The organism is Kribbella koreensis, from assembly GCF_039525325.1.
GTDB classification, from domain to species: Bacteria; Actinomycetota; Actinomycetes; order Propionibacteriales; family Kribbellaceae; genus Kribbella; species Kribbella koreensis.
In genome coordinates, this window is the sequence record NZ_BAAAHK010000002.1 from 189530 (window position 1) to 213632 (window position 24103).

The 24103-nt window shown below is 69.1% G+C and carries 21 protein-coding genes; 11 read left to right on the plus strand and 10 right to left on the minus strand.

All coding sequences use genetic code 11. The annotated features are described in order from the left end of the window. Positions 1-108: 108 nt before the first annotated feature. Positions 109-603, plus strand: coding sequence for a DUF2231 domain-containing protein (locus ABD116_RS03110; protein ID WP_343964562.1), 495 nt, complete (start codon positions 109-111; stop codon positions 601-603). A gap of 41 nt (positions 604-644) precedes the next feature. On the opposite strand, the gene rsgA is transcribed toward ABD116_RS03110, so the two are convergent. The 8 genes from rsgA to ABD116_RS03150 all read right to left on the minus strand — a co-directional run bounded on the left by rsgA (position 645) and on the right by ABD116_RS03150 (position 10194). Then, on the minus strand, positions 645-1637 hold the full coding sequence (rsgA, locus tag ABD116_RS03115; RefSeq protein WP_343964564.1) for a ribosome small subunit-dependent GTPase A: 993 nt from the start codon (positions 1635-1637) through the stop codon (positions 645-647). Next, the gene (gene aroA, locus ABD116_RS03120) at positions 1637-2908 is read right to left on the minus strand and encodes a 3-phosphoshikimate 1-carboxyvinyltransferase (protein ID WP_343964566.1); all 1272 of its coding nucleotides are present in this window, start codon (positions 2906-2908) and stop codon (positions 1637-1639) included. The genes rsgA and aroA overlap by 1 nt, the downstream gene beginning before the upstream one ends. Positions 2909-3040: 132 nt before the next feature. Further along, positions 3041-3631 carry a DoxX family protein gene (locus ABD116_RS03125; RefSeq protein WP_343964568.1) on the minus strand — a complete coding sequence of 197 codons (591 nt, stop codon included), beginning with the start codon at positions 3629-3631 and terminating at the stop codon, positions 3041-3043. Between the two features lie 90 nt (positions 3632-3721). Next, the gene (locus ABD116_RS03130; RefSeq protein ID WP_343964570.1) at positions 3722-4447 is read right to left on the minus strand and encodes a DsbA family oxidoreductase; all 726 of its coding nucleotides are present in this window, start codon (positions 4445-4447) and stop codon (positions 3722-3724) included. A 91-nt stretch (positions 4448-4538) separates the two neighbouring features. Then, positions 4539-5336, minus strand: a complete 798-nt coding sequence (locus ABD116_RS03135) for an alpha/beta hydrolase (RefSeq protein ID WP_343964572.1) — start codon at positions 5334-5336, stop codon at positions 4539-4541. 34 nt (positions 5337-5370) lie between these two features. Next, entirely contained in the window at positions 5371-6075 is a 705-nt protein-coding gene (locus ABD116_RS03140) for an alpha/beta fold hydrolase (RefSeq protein WP_343964574.1), read from the minus strand. Between the two features lie 137 nt (positions 6076-6212). Further along, a complete protein-coding gene (locus tag ABD116_RS03145) occupies positions 6213-8912 on the minus strand; it encodes an ATP-binding protein (RefSeq protein WP_343964576.1) in 2700 nt (899 codons plus the stop codon). A 22-nt stretch (positions 8913-8934) separates the two neighbouring features. Then, positions 8935-10194, minus strand: a complete 1260-nt coding sequence (locus tag ABD116_RS03150; RefSeq protein WP_343964578.1) for an ArgE/DapE family deacylase — start codon at positions 10192-10194, stop codon at positions 8935-8937. A gap of 257 nt (positions 10195-10451) precedes the next feature. Between ABD116_RS03150 and ABD116_RS03155 the strand changes: the two genes are divergently transcribed. The 4 genes from ABD116_RS03155 to ABD116_RS03170 all read left to right on the plus strand — a co-directional run bounded on the left by ABD116_RS03155 (position 10452) and on the right by ABD116_RS03170 (position 14699). Then, positions 10452-10919 carry a hypothetical protein gene (locus ABD116_RS03155; protein WP_343964580.1) on the plus strand — a complete coding sequence of 156 codons (468 nt, stop codon included), beginning with the start codon at positions 10452-10454 and terminating at the stop codon, positions 10917-10919. A gap of 96 nt (positions 10920-11015) precedes the next feature. Next, on the plus strand, positions 11016-12155 hold the full coding sequence (locus tag ABD116_RS03160; protein ID WP_343964582.1) for a COG1470 family protein: 1140 nt from the start codon (positions 11016-11018) through the stop codon (positions 12153-12155). Positions 12156-12159: 4 nt separating this feature from the next. Next, the gene (locus tag ABD116_RS03165) at positions 12160-13260 is read left to right on the plus strand and encodes a hypothetical protein (protein ID WP_343964583.1); all 1101 of its coding nucleotides are present in this window, start codon (positions 12160-12162) and stop codon (positions 13258-13260) included. Then, positions 13260-14699, plus strand: coding sequence for a hypothetical protein (locus ABD116_RS03170; protein ID WP_343964585.1), 1440 nt, complete (start codon positions 13260-13262; stop codon positions 14697-14699). Before ABD116_RS03165 ends, ABD116_RS03170 begins: the two co-directional genes overlap by 1 nt. A 39-nt stretch (positions 14700-14738) precedes the next feature. Here ABD116_RS03170 and aspS read toward each other — a convergent pair whose 3' ends face one another. Continuing rightward, the gene (gene aspS / locus ABD116_RS03175) at positions 14739-16028 is read right to left on the minus strand and encodes an aspartate--tRNA(Asn) ligase (protein ID WP_343964586.1); all 1290 of its coding nucleotides are present in this window, start codon (positions 16026-16028) and stop codon (positions 14739-14741) included. An 898-nt stretch (positions 16029-16926) separates the two neighbouring features. Then, the gene (locus tag ABD116_RS03180; RefSeq protein WP_343964588.1) at positions 16927-19245 is read right to left on the minus strand and encodes a sigma-70 family RNA polymerase sigma factor; all 2319 of its coding nucleotides are present in this window, start codon (positions 19243-19245) and stop codon (positions 16927-16929) included. Between the two features lie 238 nt (positions 19246-19483). On the opposite strand from ABD116_RS03180, the gene ABD116_RS03185 reads away from it, so the two are divergent. The 6 genes from ABD116_RS03185 to rsrA all read left to right on the plus strand — a co-directional run bounded on the left by ABD116_RS03185 (position 19484) and on the right by rsrA (position 24099). Then, complete coding sequence (locus ABD116_RS03185; protein WP_343964590.1) at positions 19484-20299, plus strand: hypothetical protein; 816 nt, start codon at positions 19484-19486, stop codon at positions 20297-20299. Positions 20300-20455: 156 nt separating this feature from the next. Beyond that, positions 20456-21256: an SOS response-associated peptidase gene (locus ABD116_RS03190; RefSeq protein WP_343964592.1), complete on the plus strand. Its 801-nt coding sequence runs from the start codon at positions 20456-20458 to the stop codon at positions 21254-21256. Further along, on the plus strand, positions 21256-21831 hold the full coding sequence (locus tag ABD116_RS03195; RefSeq protein WP_343964594.1) for a hypothetical protein: 576 nt from the start codon (positions 21256-21258) through the stop codon (positions 21829-21831). Before ABD116_RS03190 ends, ABD116_RS03195 begins: the two co-directional genes overlap by 1 nt. 606 nt (positions 21832-22437) lie before the next feature. Next, entirely contained in the window at positions 22438-23070 is a 633-nt protein-coding gene (locus ABD116_RS03200) for an alpha/beta hydrolase family protein (RefSeq protein ID WP_343964596.1), read from the plus strand. 115 nt (positions 23071-23185) lie between these two features. Further along, entirely contained in the window at positions 23186-23827 is a 642-nt protein-coding gene (locus tag ABD116_RS03205; RefSeq protein ID WP_328327375.1) for a sigma-70 family RNA polymerase sigma factor, read from the plus strand. Beyond that, on the plus strand, positions 23824-24099 hold the full coding sequence (rsrA, locus tag ABD116_RS03210; protein WP_343964600.1) for a mycothiol system anti-sigma-R factor: 276 nt from the start codon (positions 23824-23826) through the stop codon (positions 24097-24099). The genes ABD116_RS03205 and rsrA overlap by 4 nt, the downstream gene beginning before the upstream one ends. The last annotated feature ends 4 nt before the right edge of the window (positions 24100-24103 follow it).

Genomic DNA, 24103 nt, shown 5'->3' on the forward strand with positions numbered 1-24103 from the left:
TCTCCGTTGGGTGTCCGAGGTCGCAACTTCGTCTCGGCTTGGATTGAACCATCCGGACTGATTGAACGTGCAGCTAGTGTCTGAGCACATCGACTAGCTGGAGGCGTCATGTTCGAGCGCTTCGGAGATCTGCCGCTGCACGTGCTGGTGATCCACCTGACGGTGCTGGTGCTGCCGGTCGCCGCGCTCACTGCGATCGTCTACGCGGTGGTGCCGAAGTGGCGCTGGCTGCTTCGCTGGCCGACCCTGGTGCTCGGCGTCGGGGCACTCGTCTGCGCGTTTGTGGCGAAGAAGAGCGGCGAGGCCTTCGTGGCCGCGATTCCGCAGCTGGAGCCGCTGGTCAAGGTGCACCGTGAGCGGGGCAATCTGCTGTTCTGGTGCGTGCTGGTCTTCGCCCTGGTCGCGGTGGCCGCGTTCCTGCTGCTCAGCGGGCCGTCGGCATTGGCGAGCGGAAAGGGTGCCAAGGCAACCAAGAGCGGTCCGTTGGAGCTGGTCACCAGCGCGGCGATCGTGGTGATCGGCGTGATCGTGATCATCCAGACGATCCGCACCGGAGACGCCGGCGCCAGGGCGGTGTGGAGCGGGCAACTCCCGCCGAAGTAGCCCGTACGCCGGTACGCGAGCGCGGCTGCTCGGCGTACCGGCTAGGTCGTCTCCAGATCGCGGCCCTCGCGGCTGGCCAGCAGGCGGCGGAACGAGGCGACTCTTTCCGCGTCGACCCGGCCCGCGGCGACCGCTTCGTCGAGGGCGCAGTTGGGCTCGGTCTCGGAGTGAGTGCAGCCGCGGGGGCAGTCGTGCGTCTCCTCGGCCAGGTCGGGGAACGCGTTGATCAGCTGATCCGGCTGCACATGCGCCAGCCCGAACGACCGGATCCCCGGGGTGTCGACGATCCAGCCACCCTCGGGCAGCCGGAGCAGCAAGGCGCTGGTCGACGTGTGCCGGCCGCGACCGGTGTTGTCGTTGACGACCCCGATCGCGCGGTTCGTACCGGGCACCAACGCGTTGACCAGCGTCGACTTGCCGACGCCCGAGTGGCCGACCATCATGCTCGTCCGGTCGTGGAGCTGCTCGCGCAGCTCGGTGAGATCGCCGTCGATCTGGGTGGCGACCGACTCGACGCCGAGCGGCCGGTAGATCGACAGCAGCGGACCGGGGTCGGCGAGGTCGGTCTTGGTCAGGCAGAGCAGCGGGCGCATGCCGGCGTCGTACGCCGCGACCAGGAAGCGGTCGATCAGCCTGGTCCGCGGTTCCGGGTTGGCGACCGCGACGACGATGACGAGCTGGTCCGCGTTGGCGACCAGCGGCCGCTCGACCGGGTCGTCGTCATCGGCGGACCGGCGCAGCAGGGTCTTGCGGGGGAGCACCTCGACGATCCGGGCCAGCGTGTCCTTGTCGCCGCTGGAGTCGCCGTCGAGCTTGACCAGGTCGCCGACGATGACGCCCTTGCGGCCGAGCTGCCGGGCCTTCATCGCCGTGACCACGCGATCCGACTCGCCGACCCAGCAGGTGTAGCGGCCGCGGTCGCGGGTGATCACGAAGCCGATGACGGCGTTGTCGTAGGTCGGCCGGTCCTTGGTCCGCGGCCGGGTGTGGCGCTTGGGCCGGTCGTACTTGGCTTCCTCGTCGTACTTCGACATCAGCTCACCAGCGCCGACCAGAGCTCGGGGAATTCCGGCAAGGTCTTCGCGGTCGTCGCGATGTTCTCGATCTCCAGACCGGGAACGACCAGGCCGAGGACGGCGGCGGCGTGGGCCATCCGGTGATCGTGGTACGTGCCGAAAAGCCCACTGTGCAAGGGTTTCGGGCGGATCTCCAGGCCGTCGGGGGTCTGGGTGACGTCGCCGCCGAGCGCGTTGAACTCGGTCTCCAGCGCGGCCAGCCGGTCCGTCTCGTGGCCGCGCAGGTGGGCGATTCCGCGCAGGTACGACGGGCCGTCGGCGAACGCGGCGATCGCCAGCAGCACCGGCGTCAGCTCGCCGACCTCGCTCAGGTCGAGGTCCAGGCCTTCGATCCGGCCGGTGCCCCGGACGGTCAGCTGGCCGTCGGCCAGCGTGACGTCGGCGCCGAAGCGGGTGAAGATGTCGGGCAGTTGGCCGCCGGGCTGGGTGGTCTGGGCCGGCCAGCCGGTCACTGTCACCGCGCCACCGGTGACGATCGCGGCGGCCAGGAACGGCGCCGCGTTGGACAGGTCGGGCTCGATCGCGTAGTCGAGCGCGCGAATGGGGCCGGGGGCAACGATCCAGCGGTTGGGCTGGCTGTCGTCGACCTGCACGCCCCGCTCCCGCAGCATCGCGACGGACATGTCCAGGTGCGGCTGCGACGGGACGGGTTTGCCGTCGTGGATGATGTCGACGCCCTCGTCGTACCGGGCGCCGGCCAGCAGGAGAGCCGAGACGAACTGGCTCGATCCGGACGCGTCGAGGGTGACCTGGCCGCCCCGGACGGAGCCGGTGCCGCTCACGGAGTACGGCATCCGGCCGGTGCCGTGGTCCTCGATCTGTACGCCGAGAGCGCGCAGCGCGCCGAGGATGACGTTCATCGGACGCTCGCGGGCGTAGGCGTCGCCGTCGAACGCGATCTCGCCGTCAGCCAGCGCGGCGACCGGGGGTACGAAGCGCATGACCGTGCCGGCCAGGCCGCAGTCGACGCTCGCCGGGCCCTTGAGGGAGCCGGGGGTGACGGTGACCAGGCCGTCCTGCTCGGTGATGCCGACGCCCAGGGAGACCAGAGCTTGGCGCATGAGGTTGGTGTCGCGGGCCACGAGCAGCCCGGACAGCGTGGATGGGCCGTCGGCGATCGCGGCGAGCACGAGCGCCCGGTTGCTGATCGACTTCGACCCGGGCACGGTCACCCGGCCGCGGACCGCTACCGTCGCGGAAGGTGCCGGCCACCCCTGCTGCGCTGTCATCTCACTCCCAGCTCTCCGAAGATTCCGCCCCGAGCCTATCGGTCGGGCCTGCCGCCCGTGCGCGGCGGAACCGTACGAAGTCAGGTTCGAGGCACTCACGGCCCCGAACCTGCACTGGAACAAGCCTCAGCTTCAGCCGAAGGGGAGTTCTGCCTTGGCGGCGTGGGCTGCCAGCTTGGCCTCGCGGCGGGCGGTGCGGGCGAACTGCTTCGCCTCCCGCTTCGCCAGCTTGGCGCCGCGCTTCGTCTCGCGCTTGGCCGCCTTGGCGCCGTGGGTGGCGCGCCAGGCGACGCCGGGCTTGCCCTCGGTGTCGACGGCTGCGAGCAGCAGCCCACCCATGATGCCCAGGTTCTTCATGAACTGGACCTTCTGAGCCGCCTTGGCCGCCTTGTCGGTCTCCTGCCAGAACGAGTGCCCGGCGAGGGTCGTCGGCACCAGCGAGCCGGCCAGCAGCACCGCGCCGAGGCGGCGGCCCTTGCCGGTCGCGAGCGCGAGCCCGCCGATCACCTGGGCGGCGCCGTTGAGCCGGACGAGGTTCGCCGTGCTCTCCGGGATCCGGTCGCCGATCTGCGGTGGCGTCACCTTCTGGATCAACGGGACGAACCGGTCGGCGACCGGCTGAGCCTTCGCGATGTGCGGCTCGGGGTCCCGGACCGCCTTCGCGCCCTGGACGACGAAGATGGTGGACAGCAACGGCCTGGCCAGTGCACGCACGACAGTCATGGCTCCTTCTTACCTGGTCCGACAATCCCGGTGGGGCACCAGGTGCCCGTGTGTCTTGTACCCAGCTTGAATCCGGTCGTGCGATTCGGGCTAGATCGCGCAGCCGTCGGGTCCGCAGGCGGCGTCGTCGGTGGTGCCGGGAGTGGTGATCAGCGTCACCGCTGGGCGGTCCGCGGCCGCGCGCCGGATCGCTTCGGTGAACACCTCGACGGGCTGGGCGCCGCTCACGCCGTACTTCTGGTCGATCACGAAGAAGGGGACGCCGTTCGCGCCGTACGCGAGCGCCTGAGCCTGGTCGGCCGCGACGTCGTCCGCGTACGCCGTACCGGCGAGGACCTCTGTCACCTGGTCCTCAGGCAAGCCGACCTCGACTGCGAGCTTGGTCAGCGTCGTGTGGTCGCCCATCGGGAGGCCGTCGGTGAAGTAGCCCTTGAGGTACCGCTCCTTGAGCCGGTCCTGCGTGTCGGCCGGTACGTCGCCGGCCTCGCCGAGCTCGAGCGCGAGGTGCAGGACCCGGTGCGCGTCCAGCGTGTTCGCCGACTTCGCGTTCTCGAGGTGGAAGTCCAGCCCGACCGCGGCGGCGCTCTTGGTCACGTGGGCGTTCGCCTGCTCGCCCCACTCGCGGCCCCGGCCGTACTTCTCGCCGAGCCGCAAGGCCAGGTCGCGGGGGTCGTCGTTGGTCGACGAGGGGTCCAGCTGGAAGCTGTGCCAGACGATCTCGGCCTGCTCGCCGGAGGCGGTCAGCGCCTCTTCCAGGTGCCGCTTCCCGATGTAGCAGAACGGGCAGACGACGTCGGACCAGATATCAATACGCATGAAGGTGAAAAACAGTCAGTACTGCCGCTGTATTCCCAAGAACGCCCGGCCCCGAGGATCCGGGACCGGGCGACTTGGGCTGGAAGGATGGTCAGCGGTTGGTGGCGGCCTGCTCGATCAGCTTGGTCACCGGGGTGGGCTCGGACAGCATCACCAGGTGGGACGCGCCCTGGACCTTGACGGTCTTGGCACCGGCCCGCTGAGCCATCCAGGCCTCGGCGGCGGGGGCGATCGCACGGTCCTTCGACGGCAGGACCGCGTACTTCGGGAGGTCGGCCGGGGCGGACTTCTGGATCACCTCGGTGAAGGCCGAGGCCGCGATCGGGCGCTGGGAGGCGCCGAGCAGGGACTGCTCGCGGTACGGCAGGTCGTCGGCGAAGACGGTGCGGAAGGCCTCGGGCTTCATCGCCAGGTCGACGCCACCGTCGTACTGGATGACATCGGTGGTGTCGGGGCCGATCTCGCTGCCCGGGAACTGGGAGTTGAGTCCGCCGACGGTCTCACCGGCCTGCGGGATGAAGGCCGCGACGTACACGAGGGCCTTCACGTCCGGGGTGGAGGCGAGTTCGGTGATGATCGCGCCGCCGTACGAGTGGCCGACCAGGACCTTCGGGCCGGGGATGCCGGCCAGTACGCCGGTCAGGTACTTGGTGTCGCTCTCCGGGCCGCGCAGCGGGTTGGCCGGGACGACGACCTTGTAGCCGTCGCGCTGGAGCTTCTCGGAGACCTTGTTCCAGCTGCCGCCGTCGGCGAAGGCGCCGTGGACCAGGACGATGGTCGGCTTGGGCTTGTTCGGGTGCTTGTCGGTGGTCGCGGTGGCGGCGGTGGCGCCGGTGGCCAGCAGGGCGGCGCTGGCGGCGATCACGAGGACCTTGCGAAGGGGATTCATTGTCTTTGCTCCTGGCGGTTTCGTGGGTGGCAGATCAGAGGGCGGAGGCGATGAAGTCGGCGACGGCCTTCGGCTGGGAGACCGAGACGGCGTGCGAGGCGTCGACCTCGATGGTGGTGCCGCCGGCCCGCTTGGCCATCTCGCGCTCGCCGTCGGGGTGGATCGCCTGGTCGCCGGTCGCGATCAGGAAGTGGGTGGGCAGGCGCTTCCAGCTCGCCGCGGGGGCCGGCTCACCGAACGCGGCGGCGGCGATCGGGCGCTGCGAGCGGCCCATCACGTCGGCCTGCGCGGCCGGTACATCGGCGGCGAACAGCGCGTGGAACTTGTCCGTGGCGATGCTCAGCCAGGTCTCGTCGTCGCCGTCGGCCGGCAGGTTGTGCGGGGCGAGACCGGCGCCGAAGTCGGTGGCGGGGAAGCTCTCGTTCAGGCCGCCGAGGGTCTCGCCCTCGTCCGGGGCGAAGGCCGCGATGTAGACCAGGCCGGTGACGTTGTCGGCGTCGTTGGCCGCGGCGGTGATGACCGCGCCGCCGTAGGAGTGGCCGACCAGGACGACCGGGCCGTCGATCTCGCGGACCTGGGCGGCGAGCCGCTTGCCGTCGCGGGCGATGCCGCTCAGCTCGTTGGCCGGGGCCAGGACGTTGATGCCGCGGGCGGTGAGGTCGGCGACGACCTCGTTCCAGCTGGACGCGTCGGCGAACGCGCCGTGGACCAGGACGACGGTGGTGGCTTTCTCGCTCATCTTCAGTTCCTCGTTCTCTTCCGGTGGGATTTCCAGCACCGCAATAGAACCTCGCATGGATGAGCCCGCGAATCGACCGAACAGCGGAACTTGGGTGAACTGTTCGGGCGGGTCAGCTCACCCGGTGCACCCAAATCTCATGCGTTCGGGGGAGAGGCGAACCGCTCGAGCACCAGCCGGGTCAGCTGCACCCGTGAGTTGACCCCCAGCTTCCCGAACGCCGCCCTCAGGTGAGTCCCCACCGTACTGGCCGACAACACGAGCTCGTCTGCTGCTGACCGGTTCGTATGCCCCTCCGCCACCAGCAACGCCACCCGCCGCTCCATCGGCGTCAACGCTTCCCACCCAGTCTCCGGCCGCTGCTGCACCGCAGCCCACTTCCGCCTTCTCACCCCCGCCGCCTGCAACACCGCCTGCACCTTCGCCGCCGGCGCACTCGCCCCCAACTCCGTGAACCGCTCCAACGCCCGCTCCAACGCGGCAATCCCCGTAGCCCGGTCGCCGGTCTCGAGCTCCGCACGCCCGAACAGGGCGTCGGCCCGAGCCACCAGCAGGTGGCGAGGGGAGCCGGCCAGCAAATCGACCACTGCAGCAAAGCCGGCCCGGGCGGAGGCCGCGCTCTCCGCTAGCCCGCCTGTGGGGCGCTCGGCGCCCGCTCCCCGGTCTGCGGGGCTGGCTGCTGTGCCCTCTCGCCATTGGTTGTGCGCGGTGATCAGCTGAGCAGCTGCCTGGAAGCTCGGGGACGGGGTGGCTTCGGCTTGCTCGGTGAGGAGTTGTTCGGCTTGGGTGGCTGTTTTGGGGTCTGGGGCGGTGGTTGCCGCCATGATCAGGAGGTCGTGGCGTTCTGGGTAGTCGAGGGGGGTGTCCAGCAGTTTGGCGGCTGCTGACAGGTCGCCGTCGGCGATGGCCAGCAGGGCTCGGATCTGGGGGTCGCGGGATTGTTCCCGGGCTTCGGTGGGGTGGCCCTTGAGGAGGGCGATCAGCGCGAGGATCTGGCGGGCGGTGGGTTCGGAGCTGTTGTCGTGGACCTCGGCGCTCCAGCGGATGCAGGAGGTGGCTGCTTCGGTGGCGGCCGGGAGGTTGCCGGTGGCCAGTTCGAGGCGGGCTCGTAGTACGGAGAGCTGCGGGGCCAGCCAGGAGTCGCTGGCGCCCAGCAGGTCTTTGAGGCGGGTCAGGGCGGTGGTCAGTTCGTCCGCCTGGGCCTGGCAGAAGAGTTCGGCCATCTCGATGTGGATGGCGGGGTGGCTGCCTACCTGCTCGCCGGCTGCCAGGCGCGCCTCGCGGTAGAGGTCGCGGGCATCGGCGTACCGGCCTGCCTGCTGGGCACGCTCGGCGGCGGCCAGGTGCTGGATGCCCAGGGCAACAGGGTCGGTGGTCTCGAAGGGGGCTTCCAGGCGGCCCAGTACCCGGTATGACCTGAGGCGCTCGGCCAGTGGGGCTGAGGCCCCGGGCACGTCCAGCTCGCTCTCGTTCAGGCGGCCAGTGGCCCACCGGTGCGGGAGCAGGCGGAGCATGATCGAAGCGCGCAAGTCGGGCGAGATCGGACCGCGGTAGAGCGCTGTCCCACCGAGCAGGTCCTCGGCGAACGCCTCCGCCTGGGCGAACTGCCTGATCTGGAGCAGGATGGCGATGACATCCTCACCGACCTCGCCCCGCAGCTCACTGTCCGGCAGTGTGAGTTCGAAGGTCTCCTGGATCACCTTGAGCGCAGTGATCGACATAGTCGGCAGCAGCTCCTGAGCCGCCTCCCGGAGCGCCATGGTCGCCCCAACGTCTCCAGCGGCGGCCGTGGCCAGGATGTGCGGCGCAGCAGCCGCCGCCCCCTGCCCACTGGCGAACAGCTGATCGGCAATCGCCTTGTGCAGAGCTCGCTGCGCCGACGGCGGCACCTCAGCCAGTACTGCGGCCCGCAACAACTCATGCCGGAAGCTCAACGTCGAGCTCCCATCCGCCAGCAACCCGGCGCGAATTGCCTCGTCCAACGCCCCGGCGAGCTTCCCGATCGACTCACCCATCAGTACCGCGACATCGTCCAGCTGGAACTCACTGCCGAACACAGCCGCCGTACGCAGCAACGCCTGGCACAACTCCGAAGTACTGCTGACCCGCCGCCGCACCCCCTCCACCAGACCGTCTGGCAGGTCCGCCAGGTACAGCCCGGCTACCAGTTGCTCAGCCAGGAACGGCACCCCCTGTACGCCGCCGAGCCGCACCGACAGCGACGGGTCGACAGGTGAGCCCAGCCGGTCAGCAGCAAGCTCCAGTACTGCCTCCGTACTCAGCGGAGCCAAGTGCATCGCGTGTACCGGTACCTGGTCCCGCACTGCATCGATGAGCTGGTCGAACAGCGCACCCGGCCCAGGACGCGTCGCAAGCACCCACATGACCTTCGCCCGGCTCAACCGCGCGATCACGATCCGCAGGACGAAGTTCGTGAGCGGGTCAGCCCACTGAGCATCGTCAAGGACGACCAGAGCCGGTACGCCGTCCAGCCGGCGACCAAGGAGGTCCGCCAGCCTCTCACCCAGCCACAGCGGTTGCCCGTTGAGCCCAGCAAGCTCAAGGAAGTGCTCGGTGCTGACCAGCGGCTCCACGCCGGTCCGGAGCGCAGGAGCCAGCGAAGCGAGCGGGCTGATCTCGTCCGTCTGGTGTGCCGCCGCCTGCGCGACCAGCACCCCACGCCGCTCAGCCTGCTCCACCAGTGCCCGGACAAGCGCCGACTTCCCGATCCCCGGCTCACCGGTCACTACGGTCAGCGAGGCAGTACCAGCCTCAGCCGCCCGCAGAGCCTCCAGCAGTTGGCCCAGCTCCCCTGAGCGTCCCCGCAGCGGTCCCATGCGCACTTTCTACCACCCAGCCCTACGCACACCGCTGTAAAGCGAGCAGAGCGTAGGCGCGGGCGCAGTGGAGGACTTCAGCGAGCGGAACGTGCTCATCGGTCGCGTGGGCGTAGCGGACGTCTCCAGGGCCGTACTGCAACGTCGGAATGCCCGCGGCGGCGTACTGGCGGAGGTCGGAGCCGTAGGGACCGCCCTTCACGTCCGGCACCTCAGCAGCGCCGGCACCGGTTGCCGCTCGCAACGTGTCGTCGAGCAAGGGATCACCCTCCGGCAGCAGACCGGATGCGAACACCCCGCCCGGCCAGCTCACCCTCACCGGGTGCTCGCGCAGCCAGTCGTCGCCGGCACATGCCTCGGCCACAACCTCCTCGAACGCCCGCCTCGCCTCGGCGACCGGCTCGCCCAGGCGTACGCCGTACCGGCCCTCTGCGACGAGCAGGTCGGGCACGGTGCTGGCCCAGTCCCCCGCGTGGATGGTGCCGACCGACAGTGGGTTGGCCAGGTCGAGGTGCTTGAGCAGTGGGTGTGGGTCGCGGTTGCGTTCGATCTCCAGCCGTACGAGTGCCTGCTGGATGACGGCGAACTTCTCGATCGCGCTGACCCCGCGAGTACGGGTCGAGCCGTGGGTGGCGAGCCCGGGGACCTCGAGGCGGAAGGTGAGTGAGCCCGCGTTCGCCGGGATGACGCCACCGGCGGTCGGCTCGGCGATCAGACACGCCTCGCCGGTATGCCCGCGCTTGAGCGTCCCGAACGCCCCCAGCCCGCCGTCCTCTTCACCGATCACCGTATGCACGGCCAGCGGCTTCCGCAGCGTGACCCCAGCGGCCGACAGCGCGGCGACAGCGCCGATGATCGCCGCCAGCCCGCCCTTCATGTCGCAGGTCCCGCGACCCCACATGATCCCGTCGCTCACCCGCGCCGAGAACGGATCACCGTCCGGCCAGAGCGCAAGCTCCCCGACCGGAACCACATCCACATGTCCATTGAAAATCAGCCCTGGAGTCTCATCACCACCAAGGACTCCCACACAACCCCACGCCTCGGTCCGCTCGACCTCCCAGCCCGGCAACGACGGGTCCCCGGTGATTGCGGGGAGGTCGAACTGCCAGTGATCGACGTCCATCCCCAGACCACGCAGCCGTGCGGCCACCCAGCTCTGGATCTCGTTCTCGACCGGTGTCCCGTCGACGCTGGGGATCTGCACCAGCTCCCGCAGGTCCGCCACGATCCGCGCGTCGTCGACGGCGGCCAGGACGGCTCGTGCTGTCTCGGACTTCATCACTCGGTCTCCCGATCCTCGGCCGGCGGCGCGGGCCGACGTCGCCGGGACCAGGCCCGGCTGAACCTTACCCGCGCCGGACAGCCTCCGGTACCACCGATCGCCCGTCAACCGAACTACCCGATCGGGGGGCGAAGTGCACCCGACAAGCCGACAGGAGCGCCTCGTGATCAATGTCACTCTTCGTGATGTCGGTCCGGCCCGGATCGCAGCGAGCTTCCATCGGATCCCCTCGCGGGGAGAGGAGAACCTGCATCATGCGTAGCAAGAAGAAGATCATCCTGGCGGCCGCCGCGGTCGTCGTCATCGGCGCCGGCTCGGCCTTCGCCTACTGGAGCACCACCGGCTCCGGCACCGGCACGGGCAGCACGTCCGCCGGCGCCAGTAACCTCGCCATCGCGCAGACCACCGTGTTCACGCCCTTCTACCCAGGCGACTCGGCGCAGACCATCAGCGGCACGGTCACGAACAACGCGGCCAACAGCGCGTACGTCAACTCCGTCACCGTGAGCATCGCCAGCGTGACCCAGGCCGCCGGCGCGGTCGGCAGCTGCGACTCCACCGACTACACGCTCGCCTCGCCGTTGATGAGCGTGGCCAGCGACGTCGCTGCGGGCGGTACCGCGAACTTCACCGGCGCGACCTTGAAGTTCAACAACAAGGCCGCCGCCAACCAGGACGGCTGCAAGGGCGCGACGGTCAACCTCGCGTACGCCAGCAACTAGTCGCCGCATGTTCCCGGCGCCGGGCGAAGCCTCGCCCGGCCCGCGAACGCGGCAGTTCGCCGTCCCCCAGGTTCAGCCGAAAGGAGTGAGGTGCAGATGTCGCCCCGGCGAGTGTTCCCGGCCCTTCGGTCTGCCCATGCCGCCACGAAACTCGTCATCGCGGGGTTGCTGTTGCTGCTGACCGCGGCCGGGGTGGCGTTCGCCGCGCAGCCCCCCAAGCCCGGCCTCACCCTCGGGATCTCACCTGCGGGCCAGTCCATCACCCGCGGTCAGACCGCCACCTACACCGTGGCGATCACCTCGACCGGCGGGTTCACCGGCCCGGTGACCTTGACCACGAGCGGGGTGCCGACCGGCGCAGCGGCGGCGTTCAGCCCGCCATCGGTCACGCTGACCTCAGGCAGTACCGGCACCGCGACCCTCACGGTCAGCACTACGGCGAGTACGCCGATCGGGCAGGGAACCATCACCGTCAAGGGCGCCAACGGCAACGTGAACGGCACGGTGTCCGCCGGCCTGACGGTGAATCAGCCGTTGTCGAGTTCGCTGACGATGACCACGACTCCGGCCTCCGTGACGTTGGCACCCGGCTCCACCGCGGCGTACGACGTGCAACTGGCCCGGACGAATCTCCCGGGCGCCGTCACGTTCGCAGTGCAGGGAGGTCTTCCGGCCGGCGCGACGGCCGCCTTCACGCCGAATCCGACCGCCGGGAATAGCTCCACGCTGCAGATCGCCACACCCGCGACTGCGTCCAGCGGCACCTACACCCTGCGTCTCGTCGGCTCCGGTACGAACCCGAGCGGCACCACGCAGTACGCGTACTCGAGTGTCGACCTCGTCATCACCGCGAACGGCAAGCCGTTCACCATCTCGGGGAACCTCGCCGAACCGCTGGCGCCGGGCATCTCCCGTCCGCTGAACCTCACGCTGACGAACCCGAACAACAAACCGCTGGCCATCACCAACCTGACCGCGACAGTGCAGTCGGTGACACGGACGGCGTACGCGATCGCCCACAATCAGCCGTGTACCGCGGCGGACTACGCGGTCACGCAGTACAGCGGGCCCTATCCGCTCAGCGCGCCGGCCAACAGCAGTACGTCCTTGGCCGACCTGGGTGTCGCCGTCTCCGCCAGGCCGAAGGTGTCGATGCTCAACACCCCGTTCAACCAGGACGGCTGCAAGGGCGCCACTCTCACGCTGACCTACTCCGGCTCAGGTCAGGGGAGCTGAACTCATGATTCGCAGACGCTTACTTCTCCTGCTCGGCGCGACCCTCGCCCTGTTGACCGCGACCGGAGTGGCCCTGGCCTTCTGGGGCGCGTTCGGCACCGGTACAGGCAGTGCGCCGACCGGCACCCTGGACCTGCCGGCCAATGTCACCGCTGTGGCGACACCCGGCAGTGGGACCGTCACACTCAGCTGGACCGCCTCGGCCCAGTCGACCGGGTACTACGTGACCCGCATCCGCAACAGCGACAACTCGACCGCTGCAGCGTGCAGCACGTCTCCTGCCCAGCCAACGACCGGTACGTCGTGTGACGACCTCGCCGTCGCGGACGGGCTCTACCACTACCTGGTCACCGGCGTGCGCGCCAGCTGGACAGCAGTGAGCGCCCCGAGCGGGAACGTCACGGTCAACAACACCAGGCCCGCGGTCACGGTCAACCAGGCAGCAGGCCAGGCCGACCCGACCAGGGTCGCGCCGATCAACTTCACCGTCGTCTTCGACGCCGTCGTCACGGACTTCACCAGCTCCGACGTGACTGTCACACCCAGTACTGCGACAGCACTGGTCACCGGGAGCGGTACGACGTACAACATCGCCGTCAGCGGGCTGACCGGCACCGGCTCGGTCAGCGCCTCCATCGCGGCGAACACCGTGCACGACGCAGCAGGCGCAGGCAACACCGCCTCCACCAGCACCGACAACACGGTCCTGTACGACGTAACCGCGCCGACAGCCGCCGCACCGGTAGCTACGGCCGCTGTCACCTTCGGTACCAACCCGCTGTTCGTCAACAACGAGGTGGTGACGCTGACCGACGCGGCGACAGACACCCACTCCGGTGTCGCCTCAGTCAGCTACTACTACTGCGCCGGCTCGACCGGTAGTTGCACCAGTGCCAACTGGATCGGCATCGGTACTTCCACAGCCTCAGCAACCTCCTTCCCGGTGCCTACAGCCGCGCCACTCGCGGCAGACGGCCCGTGCCGAGTCGTCGCAGTGGCTACCGACGCCGCCGACAACACCAGCGCTCCCAGTACCGCCACCACCATCACCGTGGACACCACCCCACCGACCGTCACCCGTCCCACCGTGAACGGACACTCCTGATGAGCAGCCTGTCGAAGTTCCCGAAAAGCAAGCTGGCCTGGCTGATCGGCGCGCTCGTCGCGACGCTGGTCACCGTCAGCGTCGTCGGTGGGCCGGCCGCCTTCGCGGCCACCAGCGGTGTCACCTTCGTCGGCACGCCGCAGACAGGCGGGGCCACGGCGAGCTGGCAGATCGGCTTCACGACCGCCAACGGGAACTCCGGCGATCTCGCCGCCGGCAACACCGTCATCGTGACCTTCCCTGCGGCGTTCACCGAGCCGGCCACTCCGGCGGTGACGCTGATCAGCGGGTTCCCGGGCTGTTCGGCCACGGCGTCGACCAGCGGTGACGTCGTCACGATCCTGCTGGCCGGCGGCAGCTGCGCACACACCAAAGGCACTGCGGCCTCGCTCTCGATCGCAGGGATCACCAATGGGCCAGTGAACAGCTATGCGGCCGGCAGCTTCAGCGTTGCAACCTCCAAGGACGCTAGTGCCGGTTCGCCGCCGGCGGCCATCGTCCTGACCGCGGGAGCACCCGCGCAGCTGGCCTACACCACTGCACCGCCCGCCACGGGGACCTCCGGCTCGCCTCTCGCCACCTTCCGGGTCTCTGTCCAAGACTCAGTCGGCAACACAATCACCACCGGGACAGGCTCTACCGACAACATCACTCTCAGCGTGGCCAGCGGGCCGGCTGGGGGAGCGATTGACTCAGCGCCATCGACCTACACCAACGTGGCGGCCGTGGCCGGTGTCGCGACCTTCAACGGGGTGTACTTCACCACTGGTGGGACGTACACCCTGACCGCGACCGACACGAGTCGTGGTGGGGTCAGTACAGCGACCAGTGGCTCGATCGTCATCAGTGTGCCGGCCGGGAGCAAGCTTGCCTTTGTGCAGGGGCCGTCTGCCGCCTCGGCCGGGGTGGCGATCGCTCCGGCGATCACCGTTCAGGTGCAGGACGCGAGCGGCAACGCTGTCGCCGCCTCCGGGATCAGCGTGACGCTCGCCGTGTCCGCGGGAGTGATCGACGCCGGCGCCACGGCCACCACCAACAGCGCGGGCCGGGCCACCTTCAGCGGAGTCGTCATCAACACCGCGGCCACCGGGCTCACGCTGACGGCGTCCGCGAGTGGGCTGACCTCGTCGCCGGCGTCCGCGGCCTTCACCGTGACCGTTGCCGTGAGCAACGGAGCCGCGCTGACCGAGATCGTGAACGACGGCAGCGGGTCCGGGGTGAAGACGGTTTCGTACTACCGCTGCTCCGGCTACACCGGCGCCTGTACGAGCGCCAACTGGACGCTGATCGGCTCCTCGACGACAGCGGCAGGGAACTACTCGGTGACCTGGACCGGTCAGCCCGCCAACGGCCCGTACCGGCTGGTGACCGTCGCGACCGACAACGTGACCAACGTCAGCCAGGCCAGCGCCTCGATCCCCGTCACCGTGGCCAACTAGCTGTTCCTCCGCGCGGCGGAGGAACAGCCAGCCGGCTGATTACGGCGTGAGTCGGTGCAGGTCGCGCGGGAACAGCGTGACCTCGCGGACGTTCTCCGCTCCGGTCAGCCGCGCGACGAACCGTTCCAGCCCGATCGCGAACCCACCATGCGGCGGCATCCCGTGCTTGAACGTCTGCAGATACGACCGGTACGCCGGTGCTTCCGCCGACTCACCACGCGCCTCCAACGCCGCCACGTACTCGCTGTACCGATGCAGCCGCTGTCCACCGGTGACCAACTCAACCCCCTTGAACAGAAGGTCGAACGAGTTGGACCACCGCGGGTCCGACGGCTGCGGATGCGTGTAGAAGGGCCGCTTCACCATCGGATACCCCTCGACGGCCACGAACTCGCTGCCGTGCTCGCGCAACGCCCACTCGCCGATCGCCCGCTCGTCGGCCGGCGCCAGGTCGGGCTCGTCCGGGTTCGCCCCGGCCAGCTTCAGCGCCTCGCTGAAGTGCAGGACGGGCACCTCGGTCGGGATCTCCGGCAGCTTGACGCCGAGTCGCTCCAGCGCGCCACCGGCCCGCTCACCGACGGCTCCGAGCATGTCGGAGATGACGGTACGCAGTACGGCGAGAACGTCGCGGTGGTCCTGGATGAAGCCGAGCTCTGCGTCGAGCGAGACGTACTCCGCCAGGTGCCGGACCGTGTCGTGCGGCTCAGCGCGGAACACCGGGCCGACCTCGTAGACGCGCTCGAAGACACCCACCATCGTCTGCTTGTAGAACTGCGGCGACTGCGCCAGGTACGCCGGCCCGCCGAAGTAGTCCAGCGCGAAGACGTTGGCGCCGGACTCGGTCGCAGTACCGACGATCTTCGGCGTCTGGATCTCCGTGAAGCCCTGCCCGTCGAGCGAAGCCCGATAGCCGTGCAAAGCGGCCGCAGCGACCTCCCACCCGGCCCGGACAGCTGGGTGCCTGAGGGCGACGGGCGCGTTGTCCAGTACTACGGGCAGCCCGGCCCCGACCGTCGGGCGCCAGAGCTCGATGGGTGGCGTCTGGGCCGGTTCGGTCAGCGGCTCGATGACGGGGTCTACGATCTCGGCCCCGCCGGGTGCCTGTGGGTTGGCGGCGACCGTACCGGTCACCTGGACGACGGTCTCCTCGCCGAGTTCGTCCAGCTGGGCTTGGGTTTCGGCCGTCTTGACGACGATCTGGCTCAGGCCGGAGCGGTCTCGTAGTACCAGGAAGCTGACGGCCGCCAGCCGTCGTCTTCGATGGACCCAGCCGGCCACCGTGACGGTCTGGCCTACTGCTGAGGGGATCTCGTGGTTGAGAATGCGCATCGCTGTTGTTCACCTCCGTTGGTCAAATCGAACCCCGGAGGTGTGGGCGAAGGGGAATCTCGCGGTGCCACCACACCTTCACCGCGTCAGCTTTCAAGCCGACGCGGCCTCTTGCGCTTCATTCGCTCAGGAGTGTCTTCGCGTCCGCCTCACGCATCGCCTTCCCAGCTACCGGCGACTCTCTCTGGCGCGAGGTGATGGCCGCTACTCGGTTCCTTCACCACGAACCCCATCAGGGTAGTTCGCGGCCGGCCCCAGACGCAAAGCCAATCCGCGGACCGGTGGCAAGGGCTGTGGATCGCGTCGCCGGGCTGCTCTAGGGAAGACGTAGCTGTCCCGGAGCCGCTGACAAGATCGGCAACAAATGGAAGGCCGGCCACCAAGGCCCGGCGGGCACGTCTTGCGGCCCGACGAGCACAGCCGGTCCTATTGGGATGGGCCGCTAGCAGGTTCTTCGGCCACTGTCACGCTGCAGGTCGCCAGTCGCCGGACAACCCGCCAGCCGCCAGCCGCCCAGGGTCAGCCTTGGGCAGTCCCACTTCGCGCCGCGCGACAGCACCATCCCCGCCAGCACGGCTGTCCCACCGCGACGAAGTCCGCCATCACACCAACCCCGCAAACATCCCCGACACGCCCGAGCAACCGCTTACCCGGCGCGTATTGATGCGGTGGCGATCCGATCGTTGCTGCCAGCAACCAAATCCGGAGCTGGAGTTCCCCGGCTGGAGGTTGGGGAGGGTCTTCTGGAGTACCGGGGAGGCGATTCGCCCGTTTCGGGGGTAGAAGCCGCCCCAACCCCCTTTCCCGGAAGGGTTTTGCCGCAACCCGGTCGGCCTCGCCGCGAGCACCCCGCAACAACGCCGGCTATGCGCGGCCGGCGTTGTTGCGGCCAGACGATTCAGCGCTTGGTCTTGCCTGGCGGGATCACGACGGTGTCGGTGTCGTGACGGGCAGGCGTGGTTGCGGTGACGGTGACCGTGTTGGCGGCGCCTGAGCCCGGCCAGGCGGCCCACTCGGTGTTCAGCGGCTTCTTGTAGTTGGCGGTGGTACAGGTGGCGCGGCGTACGTCCGTGGTGCGGGAGCAGGTCCAGCCGCGGTCGAAGCGGGGAAGCATGGCCAGGTTGCGGCCCCAGCTGATCTCCAGGGTGACTCGCCCGGTCGTGCCGCTGATGGTCAGGAACCGGTTGTAAACAAGGGGGTTCGGGTCGTGCCGCGGATCCGGGGTGACGATCCGGAGCAGCGACTCGTCCAGTTGCGGGCCGGGCAGGGTCTCGGAGTCGGTGTCGAACAGCAGGCCGGCCGTGGCCGATACCGAGTACGTCCGTGCGGCCGGGCTGCCGTCCGGTACAGCGAATGAGCCGGGCAGCGGAGCAGGTCGCGACGGGTTGGTCGCCGTGCAGGTGCGTGCCGACGGCGTGCACTTCCAGCCGGCCGGGTTGCCGGTGATCGGCCAGGACAGCGACGAGCCGTACTGGATCTTGACCGTCACGCTCGGCCGGGTGCCGGGCGCGATGACGATCGTGCGGAAGTACTCCTCCGGGTCGCTCTTGCCGGCGACCAGCTTCAGCAGGCTCTCGTCGAGGTGCGGCTTCGGCGCGGGCGGCGGGGCATTGAGGGTCTCGGAGTCGTCGTCGTACAGGCGGCCCGTCTTGGCCGAGACGGTGAAGGTGCGCTGCGCGGCCGTGCCGCCCTTCGGGTCCGCGAACGAGATCGGCAGCGTCGCCGGTGCGGCGGAGTTGGTGGCGGTGCAGGTGCCGGTGGCCTTCACACAGGTCCAGCCGGCCGGGGTGCCGGCGATCGGCCATTGCAGTGCGGAACCGTACTTGATCCCGATCACGACGGGCTTGGTGTTGCCCGCCGGAACCTTGATCGTGATCAGCCAGGGGGAGTTCGCCGACTCGGTGCTCGTGCTGGACTCGTACGACGCGTCGGGCAGTCCGCTGGCGCCGTACGAAACTCCGCCCGGCAGCGCGCTGGCGCCGTACGGAATGCCGCCCGGACTGCCGCCGCCCGGGGGCATGCTGATCGTCAGCAGGCCCTCGTCGAGAATCGGCGTGGTCGGCTCCGGCGGGGTGGGCACCACTGGGGTGGTGGGCGCAGTGGTCGGCGCGGTCGTCGGGGCCGTGGTCGGCTCGGCCGGCTGGGTCGGGTCCGTCGGTTGCGGCTTGGTCGGTGCGACCACCGGGGGCTTCACCACCGGCGGCTTGGCCGACGGCGGGTTGGCCGGCGGATTCACGGGAGGTGCTTGGGTCGGCTGCAGCGACGGTGGCTTGCTGATGGCTGCTGGGGGAGTGTCGTTGCCGGTGAGCGCCATTGCTGCGATCACGGCGGCGACCGCGACCACCACGACGGCGCCGCCGCCGACGGCTGCGCGGGTGCTGTTCTCGGTGACCTTCTGCCAGCCCGTGGCCAGGAAGCCGGCGATGCCGACCTTGACCCCGGAGGCGGCGGCCAGGTAGCCGAGGCCCGCAGTACCGAGCAGTGCCGGGGCGAGCAGCGCTGGTAGTGCGCTGTTGACCTCGACGAGCTCCAGGTAGACCGCGGTGCACTTGGCGCAGTCGTCCAGGTGCTCGCGGACGTTCTTGTTCTCCCGCTTGGTGAGGCCGCCACGCACGTACGCGCCCAGGCGCTCAGTAGTCCAGCGGCAGCGGTCACCGGCGACATCGGCCAGGTGCTGCTGCAGGTATGCCTGCCGTAGACCCTCACGGGCCCGGTAGGCGAGGGCAGAGACGCCGTTGGCGGTCAGGCCGAGCATGGGGGCGATGGTGGCCGGCTTCTCGCCCTCCACCTCGGTGTGCCAGAGCACTGCCTGCCAGCGCTCGGGCAGGGAGGCGAAGGCCTTGGCCGCCGCTCCACTCTCGAACCCGGTCACAGTCGGGTCGTCGAACCCCTGCGGCTCCCGCTCGTACGCCGCGATGTCGTCGGTTGTCTGGACCTTGCGGCCCGAGCGGATCCGGTCGACGTGCACCCGCCGGACGGTGGTCAGCAGATACGCGCGGAAGGAGATGTCCGGGCCGCCGCCGTTGCGCAGGGCATCGAGGACCTTGGCGAAGGCGTCGCTGGCCAGGTCGTCGGCGTCGTTGGCCGGCACGAGCTGGCGGGCCATCCGCTCCGCGGCGTGGTGGTGGCGGGCGAACAGCTCGCCGTACGCCTCGAGGTCGCCGGTGCGGACGCGCGCGATCAGCTCCGCGTCGCTCGGCCCTTCCGGCGTCTCCATCCGTGATCCCCCTGGGTTTGTCACTACATCGTCACCGTCTGTCAGCTCGTTGCCGGGATCAAGGTTCCCACGAGGGGCGGATCCGCGCACCTAATCATGACGACAGCGACCTCTGTGAGGTTACGCGAAAAAAGATCCGGAAATCCGCGTCATGAACTCGTCATCGGGCTGTCTCACCTCCAGTACGACGCTTCCGGCCACCCGGTCGGGAGACGAAGGGGCCACCCGAGGAGGGGACATGTCGCTGTTCGCGGACATCCGCAGACGGCTCGACCTGCGTCCCAGCCGGTCCCTGAACCTGGCGGGGTCGCTCGCCCGGGACCGGCCGGAAGCGTCGTCCGAAGAGCAACCGTGCGGAAGGAGGGAGCCGCACGGCACCGCTGGCATCGACCGCAGCGCCTATCTGGCAATCGCAGAGGCGCTCCGGGACGGTGCCGATGTAGTGCCACCGAGTGACGAGGTCGGCCGCCGATTGGCGGAGGACGGAGTCTCGCTGCTCGAGGCACTTGATGGGCTGGGTGCGCTGTACCGCTCGATCGCCGGGGGCGAGCCGGCCTTCGAAGCGGTACGCGCACTCAGTTCCAGCTGGGCCGAGGCTTCACTCATCTATCTGCACTCGCTGTCCTGCGAGGACCCGCTGACCGGGCTGTCCAGCCTGGCGCACCTGCGGTCCCGGCTCGGCGAGATCTACCGGGAGGCCGATCTCCGTGGAACTTCCGTACCGGCGACCCACGCACTGGTGGTGGTCGAGCCGCTCTACCCGGGCGGCATCACGCCCCTCGAGCGCGAACTCCGGCTCATCGACGTCGCGGAGTGCCTCCGGATCGTGTTCGCGGGCGGTGACGTACTGGGCCGCCTCGGCACACGGCGCGCGGCGGCGCTCGTCGGCCGCGAGCCGGACCTGCCGGACCAGGTCGAGACGGTACGAGCCCTGATCACCCAGTGGCGGATGGACACCGACGAGCCGCAACTGGCCCGGGTGTGGATCGAAGGACTTCCGGCGGCCGAGCAGTGGGCCGGCCGGGTGCTGGACGAATTGGCACGACCCGCATAGGACTTGCGTCCGGTCGCCGACAGGGGGACGACCGGACGCAGCGAACCGGTGGCGGATCGCCTATCACGGGGTAGGCGATCCGTCGCCGCTGTCCTGTTCGGCGGTGGCGTTACGCAGTACCGGATTTTGTCGGTGCTGCTGGTTAGGCTGCTTGGTATGTGTGGTCGCTATGCATCGAGCCGTGATCCTGCCGATCTGGTCGTCGAGTTCGAGATCGACGCCGGCAATGTGAAGGAGTCCGTGCTGGAGCTGCCGGACAACTACAACGTCGCGCCGACCGACGAGGTGATCGCGGTCGTCGAGCGCAAGAACCGGGAGAACCCGGACGAGACGATCCGCAAGCTGACGACGGTCAAGTGGGGCCTCGTGCCGTCCTGGGCCAAGGACACCTCGATCGGCAGCCGGCTGATCAACGCCCGGATGGAGACGGTCGCCGAGAAGCCCGCCTTCAAGAAGGCCTTCGCCGTCCGCCGCTGCATCCTGCCCGCCGACGGCTACTACGAGTGGTACACGGCCGAGGAGAAGGTCAACGGCAAACCCGTCAAACAGCCGTACTTCATCCGCCCGGCCGACGGCGGAGTGCTCGCGATGGCCGGCCTGTACGAGATCTGGCGCAACAAAGCAGTCCCCGACCCCGACCGCGACGACGCCTGGCTGTGGACCTGCACAGTCCTCACCACCACAGCCACCGACGACCTAGGCCGAATCCACGACCGCATGCCGTTGCTGGTAGAGCCCGACCGCTACAGCGCCTGGCTCGATCCGCTCTCCTCGAACCCCGACGAGCTCCTCGACCTACTGGTCCCCGCCGCACCCGGCGTCCTGGAGGCGTACGCAGTCTCCAAAGCAGTCAGCTCGGTGAAGAACAACGGCCCTCACCTCATCGACCCCCTGCCCCCGGACGGCGTCGACCCGATCGACAAGCCGGACGAGCCTGAAGAGATCACCCTCTTTTGATGTTCCCGGAGCACCTCTACGCCCGTGCCGCGGAGGCCATCGCAGGCTTCGCCGAGCCCGACATCTACGCGATCTCGCTGTGGTGCTCGTACGACGAGGACGACACCCGCCGCCCGACGCTGGTGGTCGACTACAACACCGAGACCCAGGTCGAGCAGGTGCTGTCGACCGACGAGGACGCCCCGGAGCCGGACGAGGCCCGGTGGAACTACGCCTACTGGCTGCAGAGCATGCCGGTGGAGATCGGCGGGTTGTCCGACCCGACCGGGCTGCGCCTGGGGCAGGAGTGGATCAAGGCAGGCGGGCTCTGGTACTCCGACGAGCAGGAGGAGTCCGACTTCGAGGCGACCCTGGAGCTCGGGAGCGCCATCGCCCGGCGCTTCGAGGCCTCTTGCCTTCAGGCGGGGCAACGGCTGCACCAGGAAGGCGTCCTCGAGAAAGCCTTCGGCCGTCCGATCCCGGTGCTCGTCCATGAGCTGGAGTACCAGCCCCACCACGCCGACTGGGCGATCGCCGGCAATCCGCCCGAGCTGGTCACGGAGTACGTCGCCTGGATCGAGTCGCTGAGCAGCTGACCGTGGCGCCACAGTCAGCGCCTCCGCGCAGACAGGCGATCTCTTCCGGCGTGGAGTTCTGCAGCCAGTTGACGATCCAGATCCCCCGCAACCTCAGGCTGACCATCCGCACCCCAACCCCTAGCAACAGCAACCCGACCACCCCGGCACCTGAGCACCCCGGTACGTGAGCATCCAACCCGGCACCCCGAGCACGCCCCGGTATCCGGGCACCCGACCGATGGTGCGCCCCAACCCCGGCGGTTTTCGGGGTCAACTTGCCCTGAGCCGTACCGTACTGCCGAAGCTCGGGGGTTAACCCCCGAGCTTGTGGGTTGTCCCCCCTGAATACGGGGTGGCAACCCACAACCTGAGGGGTCAACCCCTCAAATTGCGTGGTGGTGATGCCGGCCGCGGACGGTGGAGTGGCGGTTGAGCCCGCGACTGGCGGCTGGCGGCTGGCGGGTGGCCGCTGGCGGCTGGCGGGGCAGCGGTCGGCGGGTCGGTGTGTTGGCGGTGGGTGCGGTTGCAGGGGTTGGTGGTTCGGTGTGCTGGTGGTGGGTCGGGCCGGGGGGACCTGTGTGTGAGCTGGCGCGGGGGAGGGCTGGGGAATGACAGGATGGGGGTGTGACCGATGAACGGATTGTGAGTACGCCGCATGGTGAGGCTCGGATTGTGGCGCATCGGGCTCGGCGGCCGGTGGCTACCTTGGCGCTCGGTCACGGGGCGGGTGGGGGGATCGAAGCCGGGGATCTGGCCGCGCTGGCGGCTCGGTTGCCCAAGCAGGACATGAACGTGTTTTTGATCGAGCAGCCTTGGCGGCGGGCGGGGAAGAAGTTGGCGCCGGCGCCGAAGGTGCTGGACGAGGCCTGGATCGCGATCATCGGGCAGCTCCGGATCAGGACGCCGTTGGTGCTGGGCGGGCGGAGCGCGGGGGCGCGGGTTGCTTGCCGGACGGCGGCGGGGTTGGGGGCTTCCGGCGTACTGGCGTTGTCGTTTCCGTTGCATCCGCCGGGGAAGCCGGACAAGTCGCGGGTCGATGAGTTGCAGGGATCGCGGCTGCCGACGTTCGTCGTCCAGGGGGAGCGGGACCCGTTCGGCACGCCGGAGGAGTTCCCGCCGCTGACCGAGATGGCCGTGGTACCGGACGGTGACCACTCGTTCAAGGTGCCGAAACGGGCCGAGCTGACCCAGGACGAGAGTTTCGAGCTGCTGGTCGAAGCTGTGTTCGAATGGGTGACCCGGGAGATCTCCGGCTGAAGTCGCTCTCCGGGGCGGGAATGAGCCGGTGGCCGGCCTTGTTGTGACCAGCATGACGGCGATGAGTCTGGCTCTTGCGCAGAAGACTGCGAAGACACCGGTATTCTCGATAACGATGCCGACTCCCACGACCACCGAGACACCCGAGCAGCGGACCGAGCGCTTCGAGCGCGAGGCGCTGCCTTTCCTCGACCAGATGTACGCCGCGGCGATGCGGATGACGCGTAACCCGTCCGACGCCGAAGACCTGGTTCAGGACACCTTCGCGAAGGCGTACAGCTCGTTCCACCAGTTCACGCCCGGTACCAACCTGAAGGCGTGGCTGTACCGGATCCTGACGAACACGTTCATCAACGGATACCGCAAGCGGCAGCGCCAGCCCACGCAGTCGCCGACCGAGGAGATCGAGGACTGGCAGCTCACCGCCGCCGAGTCGCACACTCCCGGCGGGCTGAAGTCGGCCGAGGCGGTGGCGCTGGAGCACCTGCCAGACTCCGACGTGAAGTCGGCGCTGCAGTCGATCCCCGAAGATTTCCGGCTGGCGGTGTATCTGGCCGATGTCGAGGGGTTTGCCTACAAGGAGATCGCCGACATCATGGGGACGCCGGTCGGCACCGTGATGTCGCGGTTGCACCGTGGCCGGCGCCAGTTGCGTGAGCTGCTGGCCGACTATGCCCGGGAGCGGGGCCTGATCCCCGCGTCAGACGATGCGCCGGCGGACGGTTCCGCGGCGGCGGCCGAGGAGAAGAAGTCATGAGCTGCGGCGAGGACCACGACGTGGACTGCAGCGAGATCCTGGAACGGGTCTACGTGTTCATCGACAATGAACTCGAGGGCGCGAGCACCGAGGAGATCCAGCAGCACCTGGACGAGTGCGGGCCCTGTCTCGACCAGTACGACATCGAGCGCTGCGTGAAGAAGCTCGTGCACCGCTCCTGCGGCGACGACCAGGCGCCCGACGCACTCCGCCAGAAGATCCTGCTCCGGCTGACCCAGATCCGGATCGAAACCACCACGCTCGCGGACTGACCCC

Coding starts and splice junctions, on each gene's coding strand:
- ABD116_RS03145 (WP_343964576.1), bottom strand. CDS start 8,912: ATGGGACCGCTGCGGGGACGCTCAGGGGAGCTGGGCCAACTGCTGGAG.
- ABD116_RS03160 (WP_343964582.1), top strand. CDS start 11,016: ATGTCGCCCCGGCGAGTGTTCCCGGCCCTTCGGTCTGCCCATGCCGCC.
- aspS (WP_343964586.1), bottom strand. CDS start 16,028: ATGCGCATTCTCAACCACGAGATCCCCTCAGCAGTAGGCCAGACCGTC.
- ABD116_RS03130 (WP_343964570.1), bottom strand. CDS start 4,447: ATGCGTATTGATATCTGGTCCGACGTCGTCTGCCCGTTCTGCTACATC.
- ABD116_RS03155 (WP_343964580.1), top strand. CDS start 10,452: ATGCGTAGCAAGAAGAAGATCATCCTGGCGGCCGCCGCGGTCGTCGTC.
- ABD116_RS03195 (WP_343964594.1), top strand. CDS start 21,256: ATGTTCCCGGAGCACCTCTACGCCCGTGCCGCGGAGGCCATCGCAGGC.
- ABD116_RS03110 (WP_343964562.1), top strand. CDS start 109: ATGTTCGAGCGCTTCGGAGATCTGCCGCTGCACGTGCTGGTGATCCAC.
- ABD116_RS03180 (WP_343964588.1), bottom strand. CDS start 19,245: ATGGAGACGCCGGAAGGGCCGAGCGACGCGGAGCTGATCGCGCGCGTC.
- ABD116_RS03135 (WP_343964572.1), bottom strand. CDS start 5,336: ATGAATCCCCTTCGCAAGGTCCTCGTGATCGCCGCCAGCGCCGCCCTG.
- ABD116_RS03170 (WP_343964585.1), top strand. CDS start 13,260: ATGAGCAGCCTGTCGAAGTTCCCGAAAAGCAAGCTGGCCTGGCTGATC.
- ABD116_RS03140 (WP_343964574.1), bottom strand. CDS start 6,075: ATGAGCGAGAAAGCCACCACCGTCGTCCTGGTCCACGGCGCGTTCGCC.
- ABD116_RS03205 (WP_328327375.1), top strand. CDS start 23,186: ATGCCGACTCCCACGACCACCGAGACACCCGAGCAGCGGACCGAGCGC.
- ABD116_RS03165 (WP_343964583.1), top strand. CDS start 12,160: ATGATTCGCAGACGCTTACTTCTCCTGCTCGGCGCGACCCTCGCCCTG.
- ABD116_RS03150 (WP_343964578.1), bottom strand. CDS start 10,194: ATGAAGTCCGAGACAGCACGAGCCGTCCTGGCCGCCGTCGACGACGCG.
- rsgA (WP_343964564.1), bottom strand. CDS start 1,637: ATGTCGAAGTACGACGAGGAAGCCAAGTACGACCGGCCCAAGCGCCAC.
- ABD116_RS03190 (WP_343964592.1), top strand. CDS start 20,456: ATGTGTGGTCGCTATGCATCGAGCCGTGATCCTGCCGATCTGGTCGTC.
- rsrA (WP_343964600.1), top strand. CDS start 23,824: ATGAGCTGCGGCGAGGACCACGACGTGGACTGCAGCGAGATCCTGGAA.
- ABD116_RS03185 (WP_343964590.1), top strand. CDS start 19,484: ATGTCGCTGTTCGCGGACATCCGCAGACGGCTCGACCTGCGTCCCAGC.
- aroA (WP_343964566.1), bottom strand. CDS start 2,908: ATGACAGCGCAGCAGGGGTGGCCGGCACCTTCCGCGACGGTAGCGGTC.
- ABD116_RS03125 (WP_343964568.1), bottom strand. CDS start 3,631: ATGACTGTCGTGCGTGCACTGGCCAGGCCGTTGCTGTCCACCATCTTC.